Source organism: Leptospira interrogans (genome assembly GCF_900156205.1).
Classification (GTDB): domain Bacteria; phylum Spirochaetota; class Leptospiria; order Leptospirales; family Leptospiraceae; genus Leptospira; species Leptospira interrogans.
In genome coordinates, this window is record NZ_FTNA01000008.1 from 119,808 (window position 1) to 144,576 (window position 24,769).

Below are 24,769 nucleotides of genomic sequence, written 5' to 3' on the forward strand. Positions count from 1 at the left end.
CCCAAATCCGTGGGAGTTCCCACAATTTCAAAGTCTAACTGTAAAATCCCAAATCCGTGGGAGTTCCCACAATTTCAAAGTCTAACTGTAAAATCCCAAATCCGTGGGAGTTCCCACAATTTCAAAGTCTAACTGTAAAATCCCAAATCCGTGGGAGTTCCCACAATTCAAAGTTTTACCGTAAAATCCCAAATCCGTGGGAGTTCCCACAATTTCAAAGTTTTACCGTAAAATCCCAAATTCGTGGGAGTTCCCACAGTTCAAAGTCTAACTGTAAAATCAGATTTAAGAAAACAAATCTCTAAATCAAATTCACGTTAACTAAGAATTAGCAAAACTGCCAAAACGATTTTACAAATCAAAAATGAGTTTCGGGGTAATTCTTTCAGTCATCTAAAAATCTATGTTTTAAACTTGGATCCGGTATCCTACATATTTCTAATCTTCCAAACCAACGATAACGATTTCTTGCAATCCAATCATAAATATAATCACGAATACAACCCGGCACCCATTTAAATAAAGGAAAAATATTCCAAGGAAAACAAAGATGAGCGCTGATCTTTAAAATCGCATTCGACTTTTGATAAAGGATTCCATCTTCTAGAAATAAAACCGAAGAAGGAGAATCGTTCAAACCTACTTTTTTTCCAAGAATTCTTTCCGCAGCCATAGACTGTAGACTCGCAAATTTTAAATTCCCTTTTCGATTTCGATCCAGAAAAAACAAAACAACAGAATTACAAAGATTGCATATTCCATCAAAAAATACGATTGGATCTTTAAAAACTTCAGATTGCATTCTATTTTATAGACCACCTCAGTGTGCCTAACCATTCAAAAATAAATAAGAAAAATTATAAGATTTATTTTTTAAATTTATAAAGGGCATTTTTTAATTTAGAATACCAGATTCCGTTTTTTTTCAAAAAAATTGCAGGAGCGCCTAACGGAGCTTCCACTTTTACTTCGTTTTTTCCAGTAAAAATTTTCTCGGTCCAAACGTGTTCCCATTCTCCTTCTGGTAGATAACCAGACACGAAAATTTCCCCTTCCTCCAAAACTGGAAAAACTAAAAGGTCTTCACCTAAAAGAAATTCTCTTTTGAGATCGTGAGTTTTTCGATCCATCGAATAATGTAAGTAAAGTGGTCTTACAACAGGAAGTCCTGTCTTAAAAGCTTCCTTTATAAGAAATTTGAGATACTCTTTTAATGCGAAGTGCATCTTTCCATATCTGGCAAATTCTTGGATCGTTTCTTCATCCGAATAAGATTGATGATTTTTTTCGGGACGGTTTCCTTCGTGAGTTCGAAACACTGAACTAAATACATTCAATTCCGCCCAACGTAAAAATAATTCTTTGGACCTATGATAATTTCGGATCGGATTATTGATCGTAGTATATCCACCTATATCACTATGATTGATTGAAATTCCACTCAATCCCCCAGAAAGAAGTGCGGTCACAGCAGATACAATTCCGTCGTGTTCTCCCCAACTGACCATCTGATCCCCTTCCCAAAAAAGGGTGGAATGTTTCATCGAACCACTATACCCAGATCTCGTAAAGAATACGATCTTACCTTCTTTTCCAACATTTCGAATCGCTTCTCTATTGATCCGAGCCCATTCGACCGGATACACGTTATGATAAACATCTGCAGAAATTCCGGAATACAAACTTGCGTCTAAAGGAAGCCATTCTCCAAAATCAGCCATCCATCCGGAAAGCCCGACTCCGATTAGATTTTTTTGAATGATTTTTTGAATCCATTTCACCGCTTCCGGGTGAGTCAAATCTAAAAGAACCGCAGGAAAACCTACGGTTTCAATTACGTAATTATTTCCGTTTTTATCTTTTATTAAATATCCTTTTTGTACAGCTTCTTCGTAGAGCGGTCCTTCTGTTGCTAAAAAAGGATTCAAATATCCTAATACATGAATTCCTTGTTTGTTTAAATCGGAACAAAAATTTTTAAATTCCGGATAAAACTTTTCGTCCGCGATCCATCTCCACCACAACTGAGACCCGAAACTAGTTTTTCTTCTTCCAACCCAATCTTGAATCCAAAGCGCCGTAATCGGGTTTCCTTCTTTTCTGGCGGCCTCGATTTGTTTTAGAACTTTTTCTTTTCCACCTTGTATTCCCAACCAAGTTCCATAGGCCCAGTCCGGAAGTTCCGGTGTCCTTCCAGTTTTTTCAGTAAACTTTTGCACAAGTTTGATTGGAGAAGAATCTTTCCAAATGATTCCTTGAAGACCATTTTCTCTAAACTCTACTAAAATTTCCTCCGAATTAGAAAAATCAAATTTTGAATAAGATGAATTTTCAAAATAAACGGATCTGTTTTTGGAAGTCAGAAAAAATGGAATCGGAGCGTAAGTAGTATATTCGTTTCCACCCGCATCCGCAAGAAGGTTAGCCCCTGTAGTGATCGGTTGATCCCCCCTTCCAACTCCTTGTTCTTCCGTAAATAAAAAAGGTGTTTTACCTTTTAGATTAAAATGACTGAACTGTTCCCCAAGCCCAAAAATATTTTCGGTTTCATCCGAAACCATTCTAAAGTAAGAACGATTTAAAGAAACGTCTTCGATCTTTATCTTAAATCGAATTGATATTTCGTCTAACGGTATAAAAACGATTTCATACTTGCTTCTACAACCTTTTCCTTCTAAAATTCCTGAAATTTTAAAATCGTTCAAGGAAGAAATCATAGTTTCAATACTCTGAAAATCACATCGAAATATAATTTTATCTTTAATATGAAAAGAAGCGAATTTATATTTCACTTCCTGTTCTCCCTTTGCCGCGGATAAAAAAGGTTTCACCATAGAAAGTTCTAAAAAAGTTCCCGCAACGGAACGTATTTCTAAAACGTTTTCTTTTTGGATTGCTTGAAAGTTTTTACCGAAGGAAAATTGTTTTTTAGAAGGAAGATCTATTTTTGTGTAATCTGCAAAAGGTCCGGAACAAGATAAAAAACTCGAAAAAATAAACGCCAAAATCACACGTTGAAAAAACATTCAATTTTCCTTATAAACCGATAAGATATTTTTAAATGAATTCCGTTTTTTAGTTTGTTCAAACTAAAATTCTAAAACGATCAGAAAAATCCCAGTTCAAATCGATTCGGTAGATAAAAGTAAGAATGGATTTAACAAATTTCGCATCGAATTTCCTCTTTTTCGAACGCTCACATATGTTTCCGTAAAATTCGCTCTCGGCCAGTTCTCATTGGTGTCGAAATTATGCATCATCAGAAGCATCTTCGGTTCTGCTTTTCTGACCAATCCTATTAGATTTTTTTTAGGATGTTTTATAATTTCAAATTCGTCAACAAAAGGTTTTTCCGGATCCACATTTGTAAAATACGTCAACGCAATTACATATCTTTGGTCTATAATTATTTCATAATATGCTGGTAGTCCATGTTCCCAAAAATCGTCCACATAGATCGCAACTTTACAATACGTAATTCCGGTTTCTAATTCCCCTATTTTAGTTTTTCCTTGATAAGGATTTTCAGGCCAATTCAAATAAATGAAACAAAGTAAAATCGCCTGTATCACATTCAATATGAGTAACCATATATAATTTTTCTTGAAAAAGAACATTTTTAGATCCTCAAAAGATTCAGAAAACTTAAAATGTAAGAATTCGTTCGTTTTTTAACGTCTAAAATTCGCAAACAGACTTTTTAAATCCGCCGACATAACCGGAGTTTGTTTTTACTTCCGTACAATTTTCGCCGTAAACGGTCTCTTAAAAACAAACTTTACGTTTATAGTATATTCAAAATTTTGAATTAGAATTTATTTACGATCAGCTCCGCCTACTCTAGGCGCCGCGCCGCCGGCCCCGGTTTGTCCGTAAACCGAAACCGCCTGTTTAGGAAGACTGGATTTTCTCCATTCGAACCAAGAACCCTGGTATGTATGAACGTCCAGATAACCTACTTCACGTAACATCAAAGCCAAAAGAGAAGACCTTGCTCCGTTATAATCGTAAATGATAGTGGTTCTTTCGGGCATAAACGGAAAGGATCTGAGTTTTTTATTAAACTGAGTTTTTTCGATTAGATTCCCTTGGCCGTCGTATAAAATTCTCCAATCCCAAAGAAACGCTCCCGGTAAACGACCGCATAATGAACCTGGTTCGGGAGCCGTAAGTCTAGGAAGTTTTCCTTCGTATTCTTCTTGAGTTCTTGTATCAAAAATCTGAAGTCGTGTTAAATTTTTTTCTAAGAATGCTTTGTCTACGATTCCTTCTAACTTTCTAGGTTTATCCCCCGGACCTAGTTCCATTTCTCTGGAACCTTTTTCCTGAGCGACTCCAGAAACCGGCCAACGATTTCCATATAAAAATGCGTTTTGAAAACCGGCCGCTCTCAAGAGATAAACCATTCTAGAAGCAAACATTCCCATTCCTTCATCAAAAGCGATGACTCTAGTCGCTCCTTCTTTCTCTATGAGTTTTAGAATTTCTTCTAAAGGCCCGGTCATCTTTTTCTGAGATTCAGGATCCGAAGCAAAAGCCTTTTTAATAAAAGGAAAACTGTAAGCTCCTTTCAAAGTGGCTTCCTGATACCCAGAAGCCGAGCGGCAATCGATCAAAAAATCCTTATCGTTGAATTCAGTTTTTATAAAGTTCCAGCTGGACAAACAAACCACCCTATCGCTTCGAGACGATTCTCTATTTGAATTTAACCATTATTTTCAGCCCGAAAATTCCGATGTACTTTTTTTTTAAAAAACATCTTAAATTTGGGACATAAGTTTTTATAAAAATGAAAGACCCAATTCTACCAAAGAAGTAATTCGGAATCCATTTTCTTTGTTCAATAGGATTCAACATCCAGGGGGAAGAAATCCGATATTCTAAACAATGATAAAAGAATTCAGGAAAAACCATTCTTTCCCTCGAATTTTTCCGAAGGAATATTCCCGGAAAATACGAGTGTGGGTTTTCTTTCTTTTATTTTTGATTTCCGGTAACACACAACCAGAGGAAACAAACCAATTTCCAGAAATTCTTAGATCCTTTGTTCAAGAATTTCAAAAACATCCTTCCGAATCCACGGTTCAATCTTTTCGAACCAAATACCCTTCTTTTAAAACTGGAAACTGTAATTTTGAAGAATCGGAACGTTTTGAAAAAGTAGTCTATCTTTCCTACAAATGTAAGGAAAAACAATGGCCTGGTTTTATCTATTTAGGCGGAGGTTCTGAATTTTGGAAAGATCCTGCCGCAGAAATTTCCTTCGGAGAAATTTTAAAAATTGGTAAGAAGGTTTTTCTAGAAGTAAAACCTTTCCACGAAGACGGATTTGAAAAAAAATCATTCGGAAAAAATCGCATTTCGTCAAAAACTCATTCCTATCCAAAAGAATATAAGGACAATCACGGACTTCAGTATTTCCTAAGTATTGCAAAACATCCTGCAAAGAGAAATCTAAGTAGCGGAAAAGAAATCTTTTTCGATTCTACTTGTCCTTTGATTTTCTTAAAAAAGGATTCTGATTTTTATTGGGAGAAAGTGATCTATTATTCTTTTCAAGCAAGTTGTATCCCTTCTTCCCCTTATTCTTATATCCGAATCCGTTCTGATTTTTTAGGGAAAATTAGACTGGATGATAAAGACACGGATCAGATTCAAGAAGGCTCTAAATATCTAGGCAAATTAAAAATTCAATCCATAGAAGCGGATAAAATCCTCTGGCATCAGGAAGCGGAAATCTACAATGAGTAAAAAAGTATTTTTAAATATTCTAATTTTATTATCTATCTTTCAACTCTCCGCACAAAACGGCAATACCGCGGATCTAAAAGTTCTACTGGACGGTGTGGTCATCATCCGAAGTGATACTTTTTCAGAAAAAGAAGATCAAGATAACTATTCCGAAAAATCAATTTTACGGGACGCTGGTACCGGTATGATCATTTCCGGAAATAGGATTCTTACAAACGCACACGTTGTTTCCAATTCCAGTTATCTCAAAGTAAAACATTTCAATTCTAGTAAATTTTATAAGGCGGAAGTTCAATACCTAGGGTTTGACTGTGATCTTGCAATTCTCAAAGTGGAAGAAGATGAGTTTTTTAGCGGTGTAGAACCTCTGGAAATTTCGGAAGTTTCCCCCGCCCTTGGAAGTAATCTTTTGATTTTAGGTTATCCCGGAGGAGACGAGAACATTACATTAGAAAATGGGAATGTTTCTAGAGTGGAAAGAGTTCGTTATTCCTTTAGCGGTTTAGATTATAGAAAAGCGATCCGTGTCAATGCAAACATCATTCCGGGTTATTCCGGCGGACCAGCCATTCAAAACGGTAGAGTGGTGGGAATTACATTTCAAGTCAGTCAGTCTCAAGGAAACGTAGCCTACTTGATTCCTCCAGAAATTATCAATCACTTCTTAAAAGATGTTGAAGACGGAACCTATCACGGTTTTCCGTTTCCCGGTTTTAGTTTTCAAAATGGTCATTCTTCTTCTTTAAAATCCTATCTTAAAATTCCAGAAGGTCTAAACGGTATTTTGATCAATACGATTTATCCTGATTCTTCTTTTTCAGATCTTTTACAACCGGAAGATTTTGTTTATAAAATTGATAATTCTTATTTAGACGGAGACGGCGGAATTATGGATGAAATAGGAGGTTTTATAGGAGACCTGATCGAAGAAAAATTTATCGGTGACCATATTAAACTTTTCTTTTATAGAAATGGAAAAAACTACAAAGTAGAAGGAACCCTCAAACGCGTTCCTACGTTGGATATTTATAGACAACAAAATAAAAGTTCCAGTTTTTTATCGGGTGGTTTTTTGTTTCAGCCGGTCAATCGAGCACTCGCTGGGGGAGATTCCAAACGTTTGGAAAGCTCTCTTAGGTATCATTACAGTTATTATATTCAAGATGAGTTATATCGTTTTACGGACAGAGACATTTTACTTTCGGGTATTTATCCAGATCCGCTTAACTCTAAATATGCGAGTTATCGTTATAAAATTTTAGAATCTATCAACGATCGTACTCCTTCTGATTTGGAAGATTTTAAATCCTTATGGAAAAAATTTTACGGCGGTACGATCAGTTTAAAATTCAGAGGTGTAAACCTTCCTATCATTTTAGATCAAGATACGATCGATAAAATCAATATTCGTATTAAAAAACGCTTCGACGTGGAGGCGGACGAATGAAATTTTATTTTTTCAAAATCTTCGTTTTAGTCCTATGTAGTTTGACAATTTCGGTTCCTTTAAAAGCAGAAACGATTCTGGTTCACTTTAGAAAATTCTCTCATCAAAATCCTTGGCAAAAAGGTTCACACTATGAAAGAAAAGTTCCGGCAATTGTAGCCGATCAGGATTTTTTACTCGCACTACTTCTTCCCGGAGAATTTCCTCTTTTTTCAGAAACTAATCCAGAAACAAAACCGGGAACCCGCCTGTATTTGTTCAAACACGATCCACAAACAGGGCTGGCTCTTTTTTCTCATAAAGGTAAATTTTCCACTAAAAGAAAATCCCATTTTGGAGACTCTAATCATTCCACTTGCTCCAAGTTTTTTCCAAAACAGGAATGGGGAAGTCCGGATCTTTCCAATTCAATTTTAAGAATGAGCAAAAGACCCGGACCGGAAGGAAACACTAGAAATTTTCTATATTCAAAAAATATAATTTGCGGCTATACCGACGGACGTTGGAACATTCCCGCAGAATATCTTTATTTATTTCTTCGTTCTTCTTCCAATAATCCCATCGTCCATCCAGGATTTTCTTTTGATGACTCTCTTACAATTCCGGAAAAGAAATTCTACTTTCCAGATTCTTCTTATGGTGTAGTGGTTTCTGAAGTTTTTCCGGGAGTTGGACCAGCACACAATCTATTTCCAGGTGATGCGATCTATGCCATCAACGGCGAAATTTTCACTCATCCTCCAAACAGACAGGAAGTATTTTCTAAAATCCTCATGAACCATCATCGTCTGGCGCTTCCGGGAACCAATGTAACCCTCTCCGTTTTCAGAACGGGTAAAAGAAAAGAAATTACGTATTCTTTAAAAAGTTACACAGAGGATTCTTTTTTTATTCCTTCTGATTCGGGAGCCTTATCTCCTCCGTATTTAATCAGTGGTGGACTTTTTTTTACGGAATTAACAGGCGCTTATTTAAAAGAATCCGGAGATCGATATAGGGAAAATTCGGATAAAAAACTTCTTTATCTTTATGAGTCCTTTAACAAAAAAGTTCATCCTGAAAAAAATCGCCTCGTATTTATCAGTAGAGTGTTTCCAGATTCAGCAAACAAAGGATTTCACGATTTCCAAGATCAAATTTTAGAATCTGTAAATGATCAAACGGTTCGATCTCTTTCCGATCTCAAAGAAATTCTAAATGGAAACCAAAAAGAATCGATTGTATTTCGATTTTCTGGAAATCGTATCGCTGTGTTTTCCAAAGAACAACTTCAAAGTCTGAACCAGAAAATTCTCGTAAATTATAACTTGGATAAATTAGACAATTTACATTGATAATATCTTGACGGATCTATTCCGGAAATGTAATGTTTGACTCCTATGCGAATTCTTTTTTTAGACGATGAAGAAATGATCCGAGATTTGTTCCGAGAAATTTTTGGAACCATACACGATCTCACTTTAATCGGAAGTGCCGAAGAAGCTTTAGAAGTCTGTAAAGACAAAAGTTTCGACCTAATTATAACCGATGTACGTCTTCCTAAAATGAGTGGAATCGATTTTATTTCCAGACTAAGAGATAAAGAAATCAACACTCCATTTATCGTAATTACCGGAAATCAGGATATAGAAATTTCCATCCGGGCGCTTCGGTTAGGTGCAGTGGATTTTTTTATCAAACCATTTAGAATGGACGCAATCCGTCATTCTCTTCAGAAATTCGAAAGCCTATTCATTTCCAGTCAAGAACTCATCAGTAAAAATCATTTTCAATTGACTCATTCCAAACAAAATTTTGCGATCAAACCCAGTCTCAAAAACCTGAATCAATACGTGAATTTGGTCATGCGTTCTATTTCTTTAACTCCTGGGATTCATACGGACGATATACTTTCCATTAAACTCGCCTTATACGAGTTACTCGGAAACGCGATCGAACACGGTTTTGCCGGAATCAGTTACGAACACAAGGCAAGTCTTCTTTCCTCCGATGTGGACTACGTTGATCACGTGGATAAAATCTGCGCTGATATAAACGAATGTGTTCTACTCGAAATTGGTTTTGAAGACCAAAAAGTTTACGTCTCTCTTAAAGACCGAGGAGCTGGTTTTGATCCTTCTAAGGTTCCGGACCCGGTCACAGATCCTAACGCGAGTTATCTTTCGGGTAGAGGAATTTTTTTAGCAAGAATGAACGTAGACGAACTCGTTTACAACGATATTGGCAACGAGGTAAGCTTTAGTAAAACCTTAAAAAGGGCTAATTCAAAAGTGAACGCCAGCTGAAAGATAAATCCTGGAATATTCCCGTTTTGGTTCGTCTACTTTCCATTCTTCGAAAAATAGCTTTTTCTCTTTCTGTGGATCTACATAAGCATAGGATAAGCTCATTAGAATATAAGAATGTTCTGATTGATACCCGCCAGTCAAAACTCCTTCCCATCCTCGTCCAATTGCAGAAGAAGTAGTTACGATCATTCCTTGAGCAGTCCACTTATGATCCCAGTTTTTTTTTATTCCTAATTCTAGTAGTTTGATTCCTTTGTTTTCAAAATTTGGTCTTGTTACAACCCCATCTTCTTGAAATATATTTCCTTCTTGTATCAACAGACTTTCCATCAATAAAAAAGATGTTTTTCCTCCATATCCTCTTGGATCAGTTCTTATCCCGGAATAACCGTTTGACTTTCGATCGATCTTCAGCTCCTCGTCTTTGGAAGTATAAAATCCTCCCAAAAAATACTCCGCTTCCGGTCTTTCCCATACTATTTTAGATCCGATAAAACTTCCTTTTGTGGTCTGAGTGGTATCGTTACTTTGAAACGGATCGAGCCCATATTCCCTCGACCCAATCACTTTGATCGCATCCAAATCTATTCTAAAACCCCAAAATTTAGAGGAAGACAATTCAAATCCATAATATTGATAAGCTCCATAGGGTCTATATGGTTCTTCTTTTCTGTATAGATCTCCCCTGACCGCATCCTGTCTAGATTCTTTATACAAATAGTAGAATATTCTAAAATTCTGAATCCAAGGTTTTTCCAGTATTTGAATACTTCCGCCAGAAATCCTTTGAGGTGATTCGCTTCTATCTCGTTCTGTATATAAGGCAGTATTCTGCATTTGTGCCCCCATCATAGAAGCGCTTACACCGTATTTTTTCAAATGAATTTGAAATTCTCCGTAATTTAAAAACCCTACGAACATAAATCCATTTCTATCTAATCTTTGATACCCTCTTCCCATTTCGGTTCCAATTCGTAAATTCGGTGATTCCATCCCTGCTATCCATAAAAGCTCTCCGTCCGCGCCTTTGGTTATAGTTTTGTTTCCGCTTACGTTTTCTTCATATTGTAAATAAGGAGATATTAGAATTTTATTATATATTTGCTCACCTTTGTATTTCCATCCTACTTCGGGGCTAAAGATTCCTCTGGAAAAACTTCGGTCAGATTTTTCTCCCCAAACCCCTCCTTTTTGTCTTAAACCTCTATAAATCAAAGCTCCATTTCCATAAAATCCAGTAGTTTGTTTTTTATAGCCTACACTTTCTTTTTCTTTGAATTCGTTTTTACCGGCTTCGTTTGTATTTATTTCTTCACGAGTTTTTGTTAAATTTTCATCTTTATCCGGTTCGATTTCGTCATATCTTCCTTTTCCTGTTAGATCTCTTTTTCCGTCCTTTAGCAATAATAGATCATCCAATCTATATCCAGAATAGGATTCAGACGCAACTGCTTTAGAAATTAGGAATATACAAATTATAGAAAATACATAAGGGTTTAATTTTTTTGATTCGCGTAACTTAAATTCTTTGGATCTGTTTTTGCGAGCTGAAAGGAAAATTAATGAATTTTTTAGATGATTTTTTTTTATTCTCAGATCGATTAAAAACTTACCGATCAAAACCAAAAGTCTAGTCCGCGTAACAAAACCTTCCGCACATTTTTTTTGCGTATTTAAACTCAGTTTCATCTTCTAAAAAATGCAAGAAAATACCCGGTTAACATCAACCAAGAGACAATCTGTCCCAAGAAATAGGAAGAAGCCGCTCCGGTTGGACCATATTCTGGTATTAGTAAATTTGCTAATACTACCCCACATATAAGTCTTAATAACGCCAAAAACGCGAGCATCCTCGGTTGACCTAACGCAAATAAGGCGATTCCTAATGGAGAAAATACCAACTGCAGCATATAATTTGGATATAAGATCTGAAACACTCCAATCGAATCCGCGTATTTTCCTCGGAATAATAAATTTAATATCCATTCCGCCAAAAAAAATCCGGGCGACAATAATACAGCCATCCCAACGGACAACATTACAGACTTCCATAAAAACTTTGGAAACTCATCCGAATCCACTAACCTAGATAGTTTTGGATATATGAGTGAATTGATCACAGAGAATAAGATCACAAATCCGCTGAACAGTTGTAAGGCGGTTCCGTATACGGCGGCGGATTCCTGAGAATAATACCATTTCAAAAAAAATATTTCCATCCTATCCGAAATCATCGCAAAGATGGACGCCAAAAACGCGTATCCGTTAAACGAAGTCAGAGTATAAGTCATCTCTCTAATTCCGTTTTTTTCTCCGCTCCAATTGAGTTGTTTTCTTGGAAATACAAAAAAGAACAGTATCAATACGAATATGGGTGAAATAGTAAAAATAGCTAGTATATCTAAATGTCCTAAAGCCCGTTCCGTAAAACGATCGGCGCTATACAATACCACAAATCGGATTAAATTAGGTAGAGGGTTCCAAAAAGATAAAGATATATAATTTCCAAAACAGATAAAGATACTTTCAAAAAAAGAATTAAAGGAAAGTATAAAACTTCCTAACACAAGAAGCGATACTACAAGTGTACTTTCCTTTAACAGTATGGAGGCGATCAAACTGATTAAAGTTAATGCGACTAATGCACCCAACTTGATCAGTAAAGAAGAGGACAATAAGTCACCTATCTTTTGTTTGTCTGTTGTTACTGGCGCTAGAAATTTTACGAGCGCGGTCGGAAGTCCGAACTCTGCAATTGCCAGTAATACTGGTATAAATCCAGCGTAGTATTGAAAAAGTCCGTTCTCACTTTTTGTGAGTATATTTACGGAATATACCATAAACACTAAATTGAGCAATGAAGAGACGGCTTTGGATATGCTTACAAATAGGGAAGATTTAAACATTCCGGACTGACGGAATTGAAGCCATAGATCCGAAACTTTTTGTATCTTCCCAGAAAGATTGTACATTTTATTTTTTGAATCTGCCTTTCCTCTTCACCATAATATTTACAGAGAAAAAAGCGATATAACTACTAACGATCCCGTACCTGAGGTATCTTGCAACCGGATTTTCCGGTAAGTATTTTTGGATCCATATTCCTGGCAGTACATATAACAAAAGTACTCCTAAAATCAATATAACCGCTCTTTGAATCCCTTCCTGGATTGAGTCTGCCTTTCCCCATTCCAAAGAATTCATTTTAGAAAAAAGTATCCCAATCAAAAATCCTCCTAATGCCCCACTTGCAGATATTATGTTTTCATACGATTTTATTTTTTCATACGAGTCTATGTTTGTATGAAGTAACACAGAAGGTAAAGTCATCACTACAATCATTAAAGCCATCGTTTTTGTTTTAGAAAAAGTTTGTCCTTCTAAAGGTGTAGTAGATTCCAACTCTGGAAAAATTCGAAAAATAATTTCTATCAAAACGAGTCCCAAAAGTCCGAAAATAAATCCCCCTAAAACGTCTCCCGCAAAATGTACTCCTGCATACATTCTCGCAAAAGGCATAAATACTATGACTAAAACGGAAATAAAACGAACCGTTTTACTCTTTAAGTGAAGTAAAAGTAATCCCCAGATCACTACTGTAGTTTGTACATGGCCAGATGGAAATCCGTAGGAAAATTCCACGAGTTTTCCAGGACCGTTCCAAGGGAGAGTAGGTCTCGGACTTTCAAACACGATCTTCAAGAAAGCGTTTAGGATCGCCGTAGTGAGTAAACCTATCCCAAGTCGGATTCCAAGTTTACGATCTACATAAACATAAACGATGGAAAGAAGAGCCATAAAAAAAAACGTCTCTCCTAGATAATGAAATACCAACGCAAATACACTCCAGATCGGATCGAATACACTACCTCGCAGAGATCGCAAAAAGGTTTCTCCAAACCAAAAAGAATCTTGAAACCAATTTATATCTTTACTCATTTTTACTTTCTCCTAATTTTTAAATGGATAGAGAGATAAACAAACAGTTAAAACCTTTATTTTTTTGTAAAATGTAAGATATACAATTTACTCCGATCTTTCTACACTTGCAGTCTTTGGTGTGTATTAGTTTTATAACATTCTAAAAATCCAACTTGATGAATTCGATTCCTTTCCGTAGAATGATTTCTAAATCCTATATTGATTGAACACACGTTCGAAAAGCAGAACCTCGCATGGAAAACCAATCTGACCCTCTTGACAGCCTATTCTTAATTCCCAGAGAACCGGTAAAACAATTTCTTAAAACACTTCTTCACCTAGTATATTCGGTGGAAGTTTCCGGAATCGAAAACATTCCCGAAACCGGCGGAGCTGTTTTGATTTCTAATCACACGGACAATCTAGATGTGATCATACAAGGAACCTCCGTTTTAAGAAAAGTGATTTATCTAGGAAAATACGAATTGTTTCATCCTCAAGAAACCGTTTTAGAAATCTTAAATAGCCCATCCTCTCCTTTGAATTCTTTCCCTCTGAGTTTGATCAGACAATCCCTAGTGTCCGCTCTAAACACTTTAGGAGATCTCCAAGGCAAACAACTCATGCACTGGGGAGGCCATCCCATTTTAAGAGCGCATAACGTTAAAGATGCGAAGTCAGCTGCAGCCTATTATGAAGACCTTGAAAATTATATGGTGGAACTGATCCAAAAAGGAGAACTCATTTCGGTGTATCCCCAAGGAACACGAACCGAAACCGTTCTTCCCGGTTCTTTCAAAGCGCTTTCTGCTAAACTAGCAATCAGAGCTGGAGTTCCAATCATTCCAAGCGGAATTAAAGGGGCCTGGAGAATGTTAAAACCAGAAGCATTTATTTCTGGGAAAGCATTTGGAGCCAAAATTACGTATAACATTGGTAAGCCGATCTATCCACACGAGTTTCCCAAAGAACCTCTTAAAAAAGCTGCAAAAATTGTTACGGAAGAATTAGAAAATCGAGTTAGGAAACTGATAGAAGCCCCGGAAAATTAAAATTGTTTTTTTGAATATTAGAATAGTAGAATTTATATGGAAACTCAAATTTACACTCCTAAACACAAGGTTCGTTTTATTACGGCGGCTTCTCTTTTTGACGGTCATGACGCTTCCATCAACATCATGAGAAGAATTTTACAGTCTTCTGGGGTAGAAGTAATTCACTTAGGTCATAACCGTTCGGTCAGGGAAATTGTAGAATGTGCAATTCAAGAAGACGCACAAGGAATTGCCATCACTAGTTACCAAGGCGGTCACGTAGAATATTTCAAATACATGATAGACTTGCTCAAAGAAAAAGGGGCGGGTCATATCAAAGTATTTGGAGGTGGTGGTGGAACCATTCTACCTTCTGAAATCAAAGAACTGGAATCGTATGGAGTTACAAGAATTTATTCCCCTGATGACGGCAGAGAGTTAGGACTTCAAGGAATGATCAACGACCTCATACGTAGATCGGATTTTATTCCACCGATTACGTTTAATGGCACCTTACATTCTTCTTTAAAAGATAAAAATCCTTTAGCAATCGCTCAAATGATCACCCTCGTAGAAAATACTTTCGAAAGAGAAGATCTCGAAAAATCAACGTTAAACGAAAAATTAAATTTTCCTCCAGGAACAAAATCAGTTCCAGTTTTAGGAATTACTGGAACCGGTGGTGCGGGTAAATCCTCTCTGACTGATGAATTAGTACGTAGATTTTTAATCGATTTTCCAAACAAAACGATCGCAATCCTTTCAGTAGATCCTTCTAAAAGAAAAACGGGAGGTGCTCTTTTAGGAGATAGAATTAGAATGAATTCTATCTCACACGACAGGGTTTATATGCGTTCTTTTGCAACCAGAGAAGCGAATATTGCGCTTAACAAAAATGTTAAACGAAGTATTGAAGTTTTAAAAAGTGCGGGTTTTGATCTGATCATCGTAGAAACTGCTGGAATCGGCCAGAGCGATTCTGAAATTACGGAAGTCGCGGATGTGGCTTTGTATGTGATGACTCCAGAATACGGCGCGGCGACTCAATTAGAAAAAATTGATATGATAGACTACGCCGATCTAATCGCGATCAATAAATTCGACAAACGGGGCGCCTTAGACGCACTTAGGGACGTTAAAAAACAATTCCAAAGATCCAGACAACTATTTGATCAAAACATAGATTTAATGCCAGTGTTCGGAACCATAGCGTCCCAGTTTAATGATCCAGGAACTAATCTTCTTTACGGAAATGTAATACGATTTCTTTCCAATAAACTAAATCTTGATTGGAGTTCTTCTTATGAAAAAGAAGAAGGAGCAAGTGAAAAAATATTTATTATTCCACCAGATCGAGTTCGTTATCTTGCGGAAATTCGAGAAGAATGTGGTCGTTACGACCAGTTTACAAAAAACGAGTCTGACAAAGCCAGAAAACTATTTCAACTTTCTGGAGCAATCGAAGTATTAAAATCTTCTGGACAAGACATAAGTATTTTAAAATTAGAATATTCTAAAATTGAAAACTCACTTTCTCTCGAAACCAAAAAGATACTTTCCAGCTGGGAAGAAAAACTGAAAAACTACCAAGGAGAAAATTTTACTTATAAGGTCCGCGACAAAGAAATCAAAGTCTCCAATACCACAGTTTCACTTAGTAATCTAAAAATTCCGAAAGTCGCGGTTCCTAAATTCAAAGACTGGGGAGAAATCGTTCGTTGGTCTTTTCAGGAAAATTTTCCAGGAGAATTCCCGTTTACATCCGGAGTTTTTCCTTTTAAAAGAACCGGAGAAGATCCAACTCGTATGTTCGCGGGAGAAGGTGGTCCCGAAAGAACCAACGCACGTTTTCACTACGTAAGTTTAGGAATGCCCGCACAACGTTTATCCACTGCATTCGACTCAGTCACGTTATACGGAGAAGATCCAGGAGAAAGACCGGACATATACGGTAAAATAGGAAATTCTGGGGTCAGCATCGCCACATTAGACGACGCCAAAAAACTTTATTCTGGTTTTGATTTATGCAATCCTACAACTTCCGTTTCTATGACGATCAACGGTCCTGCTCCAATGGTGCTTGCGTTTTTTATGAATACTGCAATTGATCAAGCCTGCGAAAAACATATTTTAGCTTCTGGTATTGAAAAGTCAGTTCGTCAAAGAATAGAATCTATCTACAAAGAAAAAAAATTTCCGATTCCTAAATACAATACACAAATTCCAGAAGGAAACGACGGCCTCGGACTTATGCTTTTAGGAGTTACAGGAGACGAGGTTTTAGAAAAAGAAGTTTATGAAAAAATAAAACAGGAAACTCTAAAGTTGGTTCGAGGAACCGTTCAAGCGGATATTCTCAAAGAAGACCAAGCTCAAAACACTTGTATCTTTTCTACTGAATTTGCACTCAAAATGATGGGAGACATTCAGGAATTTTTTATCAAGAACCAGGTTCGTAACTTTTATTCCGTTTCTATTTCGGGTTATCATATTGCGGAAGCGGGAGCCAATCCGATTACTCAAGTGGCTTTCACTTTGGCGAACGGTTTGACTTACGTAGAATATTTTTTAAGCAGAGGAATGAAGATAGACGACTTCGCTCCCAATCTTTCTTTCTTCTTTTCGAACGGAATCGATCCTGAATACGCCGTCATCGGTAGAGTCGCGAGAAGGATCTGGGCAAAGGCGATGAAGTATAAATATGGAGCTAACGACCGTTCGGCGATGCTCAAATATCATATACAAACTTCGGGTAGATCCTTACACGCTCAAGAAATCGCTTTTAATGATATTAGAACCACTCTTCAGGCTCTTTATGCTATCTACGATAATTGCAATTCTTTGCATACAAACGCATACGACGAAGCGATCACTACTCCTACGGAAGAATCGGTTCGTCGTGCTATGGCGATCCAGCTCATCATTAACCGAGAATTAGGTCTTTCTAAAAACGAAAATCCTAGTCAAGGTTCTTTTATCATAGAAGAACTGACCGATCTTGTAGAACAGGCGATTTTAGAAGAATTCCATAAAATTTCAGAAAGGGGTGGAGTTTTAGGCGCCATGGAGATGATGTATCAGAGAAATAAAATACAAGAAGAATCTTTATATTACGAATCTCTAAAACACAATGGAGAATTTCCAGTGATAGGAGTAAATACTTTCCTGAGCAAAGAAGGTTCTCCTACCATCGTTCCACAAGAAGTAATCCGTTCTACGGACGAGGAAAAACAGGCACAAATCAGCGCCCTGAGAGAATTTCACAAACGGAATGAAAAGGATATAGAAAATCGTTTGAGAAAACTAAAATCTGTTAGCCTTTCCAACGGAAATATATTTCAAGAACTGATGGAAACTTCTAAAAAAGTTTCTTTAGGTCAAATGACTCATGCACTTTATGAGGTAGGTGGACAATACCGCAGAAGTATGTAAGAAAAACTTTTGTTTTTACTGATCGATGATTCTTTATAGAACTCCATAGTTATTTAAATCCTAGTTGGAAAGATAAGTAATACAAATAATTATTTCTATTCGAAATCCTCTTCTAGTTCCAATTTGGTTTCTCAGACGTTATAAATAGAGTTGTTGAAAAATAAATTCTCCATCTTGTTTCTGTTTCATGAAATGGTCACCATGTTAATCGTCGCTATGAAACTTTTCAAAAACTCTAATATATAAAGATAGTTTACCTACTTTTATATTAACAAAAAATATGAATGATAAAATTAAATATTTAAAAGAAGCACAAGAAAAAGCTGAAGTTTTATTCTCTTTGATCGATGAAAAACAATTAATCAAAGCAAATAAAACCGAGAAACAATTAAGTGAGGAAATTTATCAACTTGCAAAGGAATTCCTTGGAATTTCTAAATTCTGGCACAAAAAAATTGTTAGAGCCGGTATAAATTCTGTACTTCCCTATGATTTTAATCCTAAAAATTCATTCATCCAAGAAGATGACATCGTCTGGGTAGATTTTGGGCCGATATTTAACTCCTATGAAGCTGACTTAGGAAGAACTTATGTTTTAGGAAACGATCCAGAAAAAGTAAAAATTAAAGAAGCGACTGAAATTACCTGGCACGAGACTAGAGATTATTATATTTCCAAAGAAAAAATTTCAGGAAAAGAATTATTTGAATTTGTAACAGAAAAAGCTTTAGAAAATGGATTTCTTTTTGGAAATGATATAGCTGGTCATTTAATCGATCAGTTTTCTCATAATAAGCTTCATAAGAAAACTCCATTGAATTATATATGTTCCGATAATTATACCGATTTGAAAAACCAATATGAAGGTAAGGATCGTTTTTGGGTTCTTGAAATTCATTTTATCAATAAAGAAAAGACGTATGGAAGTTTTTTTGAACAATTATTGATATAAGCAATCTCGCATAATACTATTATATTACTTTGAAATCTACTCTCACTAGTTACGTTAAGTCAGAACGTAGCATAACAAATGCAACTCAAAAGAAATGGGTAATTTCTTTAAGTATCTGTTTCGAATATATTTTAGATCAAATTACTCGTTTCTATAAAATTGAGTACCGTTAATTTTATCACAAAACACTGATTCTATGCAAAATATTAGGTACTTTACTATATAATTATAAGTAGTAGAAAAACCAGTAATCCATTTAACGTAAATTAATACGAAAATGATCGATGCTCTGATCAAGTTATCGGTATTTTATAAAAATTGAATTTGATTTTGGCATTTCACAATAACTTGACCAGAGTTAAAGAGTCCAGTCCGGTTGCCTGTGGCAAGCCGAATTCACCCTGACTTTCTTACGTCGAACTTACGTTACCGATAATTTAAAGTTTGAATAAATTTGTTTTCTTATCTATAACTTTATAAAAATAGAATATTTAAAATCAATAATCCAATTTTTCATTTCTATAATCCATTCTATAATAACTTAAAATTCTTCTAAAATCTATTTGTTAACAAAATAGAAGATCTTGGGATAAATCTTAATCGATACCTAAAACTTTTTAAAGTTAATACTCTAAAAATCAAAATTTACTATTATATACATTATAAATTTATAATTTATATTCCGAATTAGAATATTTTTAGCTCTAAAGAATCTTTTTTTACTCCTTAGAAACCTAACAACCGTTATTTTAACTTAAAAAAATCGCATTATTATTTATGACGATTAATCGCAAAACAACGATTTCGCGCAGAAATTTGATTTTAAGATCGTTATTTCTTTTGAAATAAAATATTTCTAGGATTAAATTTGACTTCTAGTTATTTTTTTATTGACAAACTCAGCGTTATAAACTCGTATTTGTCTTCCTAGTTTCAAATATGTTTTATAAATAGAGTATAGTTTCTTTCTCTCAAATTAGATCTGGAGAAAATTCATGAAGAGAGAATGGAACCAATCTTCGGTCCGTTTTATGATTCGAAGAATCGGGATAACGTTTGGTGTTGCGATTGTTTTGTTCGTCACACAATCAATCAGTGCTGCTTATGAAAGAACGGTTTTGACCTATGAAGTTATAGGCCGTAACTTTTATAAAAATAATGAAACCACGAATTATCGACTAAACGTTATTAAATATAGTTTAGTACAAATCAGCCCTAACCCAAATCTTAAAAATGTAATTTGCATTCACGGATTCGGGGACAACAGCACAATCTACGAACCACTCGCTAAAGAATTAATTAACAAAGGAAAAGCGCGTAACGTTTATATTCTGGATTTACCAGGACATGGAAATAGCACAGTAACTCAAGGTAGTGCATCTCTTCCTAAATACGCAAGCGACTTAACACTTACACACTATTCTGACGCTCTTCGAGCCTTGTTATCTCAGATGACGGTGACCGAAGGTAAAAAAATCCATACGATCGTAGGACATAGTTTAGGTGGAATTGTCATTCAACTTGTCCAAAACCAACTTGTCACTAGAGGTTGGGGAGGAAATCTTCTGGCTAGCTTTGGAATTGAAAATACAATTTTAATTGCAAGTGATATTCCTTCTCCTTTGCCTTGGTATCCTGGAGATACGGATATGAACGATCCTAATTCTGCAAAAAGTCTAGTATGGAATTTTAAAGTTCAAAAAATTGTAGATTCAAGTCCGCTTTATCCATATTTAATATTTGGATATTTCGTAGAAAGTCCAAACGACTTTTTTATTGGTACTAAATATTCGGTCAATGGCGTGCCTGTTTCAGGAGCTCCTACTGCAAGTGAAATTCCACTGATGAATAACTTAGAACCTTATCCCGCCGGAGCAAACGTAGTTGGTTTGGATCCTTCTGGAGAAACCACTGAGTCTAGGCCCCGTTTGAGTGTTACACAAAATATTTGGAATGGGTTCAATCTTAAGGTTGTCTGGTTAGATAAGGATCCTTTTTTCAGCCAATCGGAACTACAAGGATTAGCACAATATCTAAAAGCCGGTTTAGATGTGATTACAATCTCAGATGCAGAAGCGGTACATGGAACACCTTATTCCAAACCTAGTTTGTTAGTTCCTTTATTTTAGAATTGAATCTAATTACAATCAAGTTGTTTGCTTTAAAACCGCGTTTTATACAGACGCGGTTTTGACTTTTATAAGATACTTTAATTTTAAGAATTAAAATATTTTATAAAAAAAGTATATTCTAAATATTGAATTTTTTGAACTATCTTTGATATTTACATATTGTTATTCAAAACGATAAGTTTTTTCAAAAGTCATAAAAAGTTATATGTTATAATTTTCTAATAAATTACGAAAGCTCCACAGATCACGTTTTGATATAAAAACTTCCCAGTAGTTATATATCAAATTTTCTCAATGTTTAAGTTTTAAGCAGGTTCTATATAAGAGTTTGTCCCCAAACCTCAAAGAATTTTACGCAATAATTTTTTAGAAATTTCTAATAAAATACAGTAGTTCCTACAAATTAGGTTGCATTTAGCAATTTGCAAACTTTTAAACAGCTCTAATGTCGTTAAATTTTTGTAGTAGGTCCCAACATTTTTGTTAAACTCAACCTCACGGGTCGATGGAAACTCAGCGTCTCGCTTCTTGAATGCCAATCCTTAAAAAGGCATTCGTTGTTCCGGGGTCTCGCGTTTGAACTCAGCAAACACCTCCCTAAACTCAATGTATCGCTTCTATGGTCGCTCTGCAGATTTGGGACAAACTCTTAAAGAATACTGAATATTCGGTTCTAGGAAACTGGATTTGTAATAAAAATTTACGGCATTACATTCGGAAGTATGAAAATAATATTACCACGAGCTTGTTTCAAAAGTTAGAATATACAACCTCTTTAAAAACGACCAAAAACTTCAGAACTTTGCAGATCGATTCTTAAAATGTGGGAACTACCGCAATTAAAAAATAGAAGTTTATAACAATTAAACCTGTCGTATTCAAATGTGGGAACTATTACAAAACCTAAGTTTGTCCATAAAATAATGTAGGAATTACTCCAAACCACAATTTTACAAATAAATTCTAAAATTGTTAGGAACTGTTACTTTTAGGAAATTCCTTCCCACTTCTTTCTTACACTAAACTAGCGTTAGTTTATAGGATTCATTAAATAATGTGAGTTCGACGTAAGAATATTTGGGCGAATCACTCGCAAATTTTATAATATACAATGGCTCGCGACCGCGCTTGAACTCAATGTTGCTCCTTGCTGTCGCAACATAATGCTGCAATTCCTTCGGAATTTTCGCTACAATCGCTTTCGCATTCGTATACCGAACTCACGTTAAATAGAAAATATCACCTAACTTAAGTTAGGTGATATTTTTATCTTCAATAAGTTAACTGAGATTTAAAGTAGATTGGTAATTGCTCCATTAGTCGCCGATTGAACCAGTTTTACGTATTTAGCAAGAACGCCAGTTTTATATCTAGGTTCTATCGGTTTCCAGCTCTTCAATCGTTTGTCAATTTCCTCTTGAGAAATTTCGACTTGGAGTAAATTCTTACTAGAATCAATAGTTACCTTATCTCCATTTTGAATGATCGCAATCGGCCCTCCATCAAATGCTTCGGGAGAGATATGTCCTACTACAAGACCGTGTGTTCCTCCGCTAAATCTTCCGTCCGTCATCAATCCAACGTCTTCTCCCAATCCTTTGCCAACAAGAGCGGAAGTTACAGCGAGCATTTCCCTCATTCCAGGACCACCTTTTGGACCTTCGTAACGAATGATGATCACGTCGCCCGGTTTGATTTTGTCAGTCATAATCGCGTTAAAACAATCGTCTTCGGACTCAAAAACTTTTGCAGGACCAGTGATGGAAATTTTTTTCAAACCAGAAATTTTTGCGACCGCTCCGTCTGGAGCTAAGTTTCCTTTTAAAATTACAAGTGGACCCGAAGGATGTAAAGCCTCTGATTTTTTGCGAACTATAGTTTGATTTGGAACCAAGTCGGGCATGTCCTTTAGATTTTCTGCAATGGTTTTTCCGGTAACCGTTAAACAATCTCCATGAAGCATTCCTTCTTTTAAAAGATACTTCATCACACCATGGACCCCTCCTACTTTGTCAAGATCAGTCATGGCGTATTTTCCGCCCGGCTTTAAATCGGCTAAATGAGGAGTTTTTTTACTAATTCGGTCAAAATCGTCCAGAGTCAGGCCCACTCCAATTTCTTTGGCAATCGCTATCAAATGAAGAACCGCATTGGTGGAACCGCCTAACACGAGCACTACGGTGATCGCATTTTCAAATGCTTTTTTAGTCAGAATTTGTTTGGGAGTGATTCCTTTTTGAATTAGGTTGATCAAAGCCTTTCCAGCTTCGTAGCAGTCGTTTGCCTTTCTGGAACTTACTGCGGGCATAGAGGCGGAACCGGGAAGACTCATTCCCAACGCCTCAATCGCGGAAGACATTGTGTTAGCGGTATACATTCCACCACAGCTTCCGGCACCCGGAATTGCATTTTGTTCGATTCGGATAAATTCTTCTCTGGAGATTTTTCCAGCGTTGAATTTTCCGACCGCTTCGAAAATGGAAACGATATCCACGTCCTGACCATCGCAGTTTCCGGGAAGAATCGTTCCTCCATAGACAAAAATAGAAGGTGCATCAATTCTACAAAGAGCCATGAGACACCCTGGCATATTCTTATCACAACCTCCGATCGCAATCACTCCATCGTGTCTCATTGCGTTAGATACGATTTCGATCGAGTCCGCGATCACTTCTCTGGAAGGAAGAGAGAAGTGCATTCCCTCATGACCCATCATGATTCCGTCGGAAACGGTGATGGTTCCGTAGATCTGAGGCACTCCTCCCGCTTCTCGAACACCTTCTTTAACTTTTTCTGCGAGTTTATTGATATGAATATTGCAAGGTGTGATTTCACTCCAAGTAGACGCGATTCCTATCATCGGTTTGTGAAAGTCTTCGTCCGTAAATCCAACCGCGCGAAGCATCGCTCTATTGGGAGCGCGATTGTCTCCATCCGTAGTCATCGAACTTCTTTTTTTTAGATTATCACCCATGTTGAAAGCCTCTATTTTTAGCCGTTTCTAATCGTTCTTGTTGGAACAGACTTAAAAGTACAGTTTTGCGAACGATCTTTCCGGTCAATTTGTATTGTAAGAGTTCTAGCAAATTTCCAATTCGAGGTCGTAACTTCGTCCACGGTAATTCCCCCAAATTCAAAATAGAATCGTAATACAAAGTTCAAATTTGTAAAAGTTCTCACAGATTTTGTCTTTTTCAGGGGATTTTACTATTTGTACATATAAGAATAATACTATAACGAACTTGTTTTAAAAACTAGAACGTGAAAACCAACAATTCCGAGTTAAACGATAATTTTTAAAAATTTCTACATTTCTATAAAATCGACTATAAATTTTAGGTTCAGTATTATTTGTAGGCGTCCAATAATCCAGCTTTGATTTTTTTCACCTTTAAAGGTTTTACCGATTCTTATAAAATTGAATATCGTTAATTTTATTGCAAAATACCAAATATTTTTATTACTTAACTCCAAGTAATCATTCTTATACTTTTCATGGAAATTTACTAGTTCTATAAAATTGATTACGATAAACTTTTATTGCCACGCCTTGTTTCAATACAAAAGTATATTATGGCTCTTTTATATACCTTCTAGATTCCATAAAGGCAATCAAGTATACATTAGAGTAGCAAAAAAATGGATTTTCCTACCTGCTTTTGTTTTATGAAAACGGTCGATTACAGAAGTTTCGTTAAACACTGTTATGGAATTTTTTAAAAACTATATTCACAAAATTTTATATTTTCTGTAGCTAAAAAATAATCAGACTTTTTTCCGTTTCTTTTTCATTGCTACTCGGACACATAAAG

General features: G+C 36.0%; 17 protein-coding genes and 1 pseudogene. 8 read left to right on the top strand and 10 right to left on the bottom strand.

Features of this window, described 5'->3' with window-relative positions:
- Nucleotides 1–385 precede the first annotated feature (385 nt).
- The 5 genes and pseudogenes from BW942_RS09025 to BW942_RS09045 all read right to left on the bottom strand — a co-directional run bounded on the left by BW942_RS09025 (nt 386) and on the right by BW942_RS09045 (nt 4,914).
- Nucleotides 386–802, bottom strand: a complete 417-nt coding sequence (locus BW942_RS09025; RefSeq protein WP_001190402.1) for a thiol-disulfide oxidoreductase DCC family protein — start codon at nt 800–802, stop codon at nt 386–388.
- Nucleotides 803–866: 64 nt separating this feature from the next.
- A complete protein-coding gene (locus BW942_RS09030) occupies nt 867–3,026 on the bottom strand; it encodes an alpha-glucosidase (RefSeq protein ID WP_000466026.1) in 2,160 nt (719 codons plus the stop codon).
- A gap of 96 nt (nt 3,027–3,122) precedes the next feature.
- Nucleotides 3,123–3,617, bottom strand: a complete 495-nt coding sequence (locus BW942_RS09035) for a hypothetical protein (protein ID WP_002971325.1) — start codon at nt 3,615–3,617, stop codon at nt 3,123–3,125.
- A 198-nt stretch (nt 3,618–3,815) separates the two neighbouring features.
- Nucleotides 3,816–4,664, bottom strand: a complete 849-nt coding sequence (locus BW942_RS09040; RefSeq protein ID WP_001983600.1) for a sulfurtransferase — start codon at nt 4,662–4,664, stop codon at nt 3,816–3,818.
- A 54-nt stretch (nt 4,665–4,718) separates the two neighbouring features.
- A pseudogene (locus BW942_RS09045) lies at nt 4,719–4,914 on the bottom strand (hypothetical protein).
- On the opposite strand from BW942_RS09045, the gene BW942_RS09050 reads away from it, so the two are divergent.
- From BW942_RS09050 to BW942_RS09065, 4 genes are read left to right on the top strand one after another with little or no spacing between them, the layout of a single operon-like run.
- On the top strand, nt 4,888–5,751 hold the full coding sequence (locus tag BW942_RS09050) for an LIC11113 family protein (RefSeq protein ID WP_000588742.1): 864 nt from the start codon (nt 4,888–4,890) through the stop codon (nt 5,749–5,751). The pseudogene BW942_RS09045 and the gene BW942_RS09050 sit on opposite strands and share 27 nt — an antisense overlap.
- Complete coding sequence (locus BW942_RS09055) at nt 5,744–7,198, top strand: S1C family serine protease (protein WP_000039575.1); 1,455 nt, start codon at nt 5,744–5,746, stop codon at nt 7,196–7,198. The genes BW942_RS09050 and BW942_RS09055 overlap by 8 nt, the downstream gene beginning before the upstream one ends.
- Nucleotides 7,195–8,532 (top strand): PDZ domain-containing protein, encoded by a 1,338-nt coding sequence (locus tag BW942_RS09060; RefSeq protein WP_000675215.1) that lies wholly within the window; start codon nt 7,195–7,197, stop codon nt 8,530–8,532. Before BW942_RS09055 ends, BW942_RS09060 begins: the two co-directional genes overlap by 4 nt.
- A gap of 36 nt (nt 8,533–8,568) precedes the next feature.
- Nucleotides 8,569–9,483 (top strand): ATP-binding response regulator, encoded by a 915-nt coding sequence (locus BW942_RS09065; protein ID WP_000188441.1) that lies wholly within the window; start codon nt 8,569–8,571, stop codon nt 9,481–9,483.
- On the opposite strand, the gene BW942_RS09070 is transcribed toward BW942_RS09065, so the two are convergent.
- From BW942_RS09070 to BW942_RS09080, 3 genes are read right to left on the bottom strand one after another with little or no spacing between them, the layout of a single operon-like run.
- Nucleotides 9,463–11,175 (bottom strand): hypothetical protein, encoded by a 1,713-nt coding sequence (locus BW942_RS09070; RefSeq protein ID WP_000777601.1) that lies wholly within the window; start codon nt 11,173–11,175, stop codon nt 9,463–9,465. The two genes, BW942_RS09065 and BW942_RS09070, sit on opposite strands and share 21 nt — an antisense overlap.
- Nucleotides 11,172–12,458 carry an oligosaccharide flippase family protein gene (locus BW942_RS09075; RefSeq protein ID WP_000282548.1) on the bottom strand — a complete coding sequence of 429 codons (1,287 nt, stop codon included), beginning with the start codon at nt 12,456–12,458 and terminating at the stop codon, nt 11,172–11,174. Before BW942_RS09075 ends, BW942_RS09070 begins: the two co-directional genes overlap by 4 nt.
- Before the next feature lies 1 nt (nt 12,459).
- Nucleotides 12,460–13,425: a phosphatase PAP2 family protein gene (locus BW942_RS09080; RefSeq protein WP_000031032.1), complete on the bottom strand. Its 966-nt coding sequence runs from the start codon at nt 13,423–13,425 to the stop codon at nt 12,460–12,462.
- Between the two features lie 236 nt (nt 13,426–13,661).
- Here BW942_RS09080 and BW942_RS09090 point away from each other — a divergent pair, with 236 nt between their 5' ends.
- The 4 genes from BW942_RS09090 to BW942_RS09105 all read left to right on the top strand — a co-directional run bounded on the left by BW942_RS09090 (nt 13,662) and on the right by BW942_RS09105 (nt 20,954).
- Nucleotides 13,662–14,459 carry a lysophospholipid acyltransferase family protein gene (locus BW942_RS09090; protein WP_000431423.1) on the top strand — a complete coding sequence of 266 codons (798 nt, stop codon included), beginning with the start codon at nt 13,662–13,664 and terminating at the stop codon, nt 14,457–14,459.
- A gap of 36 nt (nt 14,460–14,495) precedes the next feature.
- Nucleotides 14,496–17,873 (top strand): methylmalonyl-CoA mutase family protein, encoded by a 3,378-nt coding sequence (locus BW942_RS09095; protein ID WP_000449876.1) that lies wholly within the window; start codon nt 14,496–14,498, stop codon nt 17,871–17,873.
- 280 nt (nt 17,874–18,153) lie between these two features.
- Nucleotides 18,154–18,825 carry a M24 family metallopeptidase gene (locus tag BW942_RS09100; RefSeq protein WP_000998215.1) on the top strand — a complete coding sequence of 224 codons (672 nt, stop codon included), beginning with the start codon at nt 18,154–18,156 and terminating at the stop codon, nt 18,823–18,825.
- A 995-nt stretch (nt 18,826–19,820) separates the two neighbouring features.
- Complete coding sequence (locus tag BW942_RS09105) at nt 19,821–20,954, top strand: alpha/beta fold hydrolase (protein ID WP_000818093.1); 1,134 nt, start codon at nt 19,821–19,823, stop codon at nt 20,952–20,954.
- Nucleotides 20,955–22,248: 1,294 nt separating this feature from the next.
- Here BW942_RS09105 and ilvD read toward each other — a convergent pair.
- Complete coding sequence (gene ilvD, locus BW942_RS09120; protein WP_000502718.1) at nt 22,249–23,931, bottom strand: dihydroxy-acid dehydratase; 1,683 nt, start codon at nt 23,929–23,931, stop codon at nt 22,249–22,251.
- Nucleotides 23,924–24,112 carry a hypothetical protein gene (locus tag BW942_RS09125; RefSeq protein WP_000291057.1) on the bottom strand — a complete coding sequence of 63 codons (189 nt, stop codon included), beginning with the start codon at nt 24,110–24,112 and terminating at the stop codon, nt 23,924–23,926. The genes ilvD and BW942_RS09125 overlap by 8 nt, the downstream gene beginning before the upstream one ends.
- Nucleotides 24,113–24,769 lie beyond the last annotated feature (657 nt).

What these genes read in the sequence shown, in the direction of transcription:
- BW942_RS09095 (WP_000449876.1), top strand. Translation starts at nt 14,496, where the DNA reads ATGGAAACTCAAATTTACACTCCTAAACACAAGGTTCGTTTTATTACG.
- BW942_RS09060 (WP_000675215.1), top strand. Translation starts at nt 7,195, where the DNA reads ATGAAATTTTATTTTTTCAAAATCTTCGTTTTAGTCCTATGTAGTTTG.
- ilvD (WP_000502718.1), bottom strand. Translation starts at nt 23,931, where the DNA reads ATGGGTGATAATCTAAAAAAAAGAAGTTCGATGACTACGGATGGAGAC.
- BW942_RS09035 (WP_002971325.1), bottom strand. Translation starts at nt 3,617, where the DNA reads ATGTTCTTTTTCAAGAAAAATTATATATGGTTACTCATATTGAATGTG.
- BW942_RS09030 (WP_000466026.1), bottom strand. Translation starts at nt 3,026, where the DNA reads ATGTTTTTTCAACGTGTGATTTTGGCGTTTATTTTTTCGAGTTTTTTA.
- BW942_RS09075 (WP_000282548.1), bottom strand. Translation starts at nt 12,458, where the DNA reads ATGTACAATCTTTCTGGGAAGATACAAAAAGTTTCGGATCTATGGCTT.
- BW942_RS09055 (WP_000039575.1), top strand. Translation starts at nt 5,744, where the DNA reads ATGAGTAAAAAAGTATTTTTAAATATTCTAATTTTATTATCTATCTTT.
- BW942_RS09090 (WP_000431423.1), top strand. Translation starts at nt 13,662, where the DNA reads ATGGAAAACCAATCTGACCCTCTTGACAGCCTATTCTTAATTCCCAGA.
- BW942_RS09100 (WP_000998215.1), top strand. Translation starts at nt 18,154, where the DNA reads ATGAATGATAAAATTAAATATTTAAAAGAAGCACAAGAAAAAGCTGAA.
- BW942_RS09025 (WP_001190402.1), bottom strand. Translation starts at nt 802, where the DNA reads ATGCAATCTGAAGTTTTTAAAGATCCAATCGTATTTTTTGATGGAATA.
- BW942_RS09080 (WP_000031032.1), bottom strand. Translation starts at nt 13,425, where the DNA reads ATGAGTAAAGATATAAATTGGTTTCAAGATTCTTTTTGGTTTGGAGAA.
- BW942_RS09105 (WP_000818093.1), top strand. Translation starts at nt 19,821, where the DNA reads ATGAAGAGAGAATGGAACCAATCTTCGGTCCGTTTTATGATTCGAAGA.
- BW942_RS09050 (WP_000588742.1), top strand. Translation starts at nt 4,888, where the DNA reads ATGATAAAAGAATTCAGGAAAAACCATTCTTTCCCTCGAATTTTTCCG.
- BW942_RS09070 (WP_000777601.1), bottom strand. Translation starts at nt 11,175, where the DNA reads ATGAAACTGAGTTTAAATACGCAAAAAAAATGTGCGGAAGGTTTTGTT.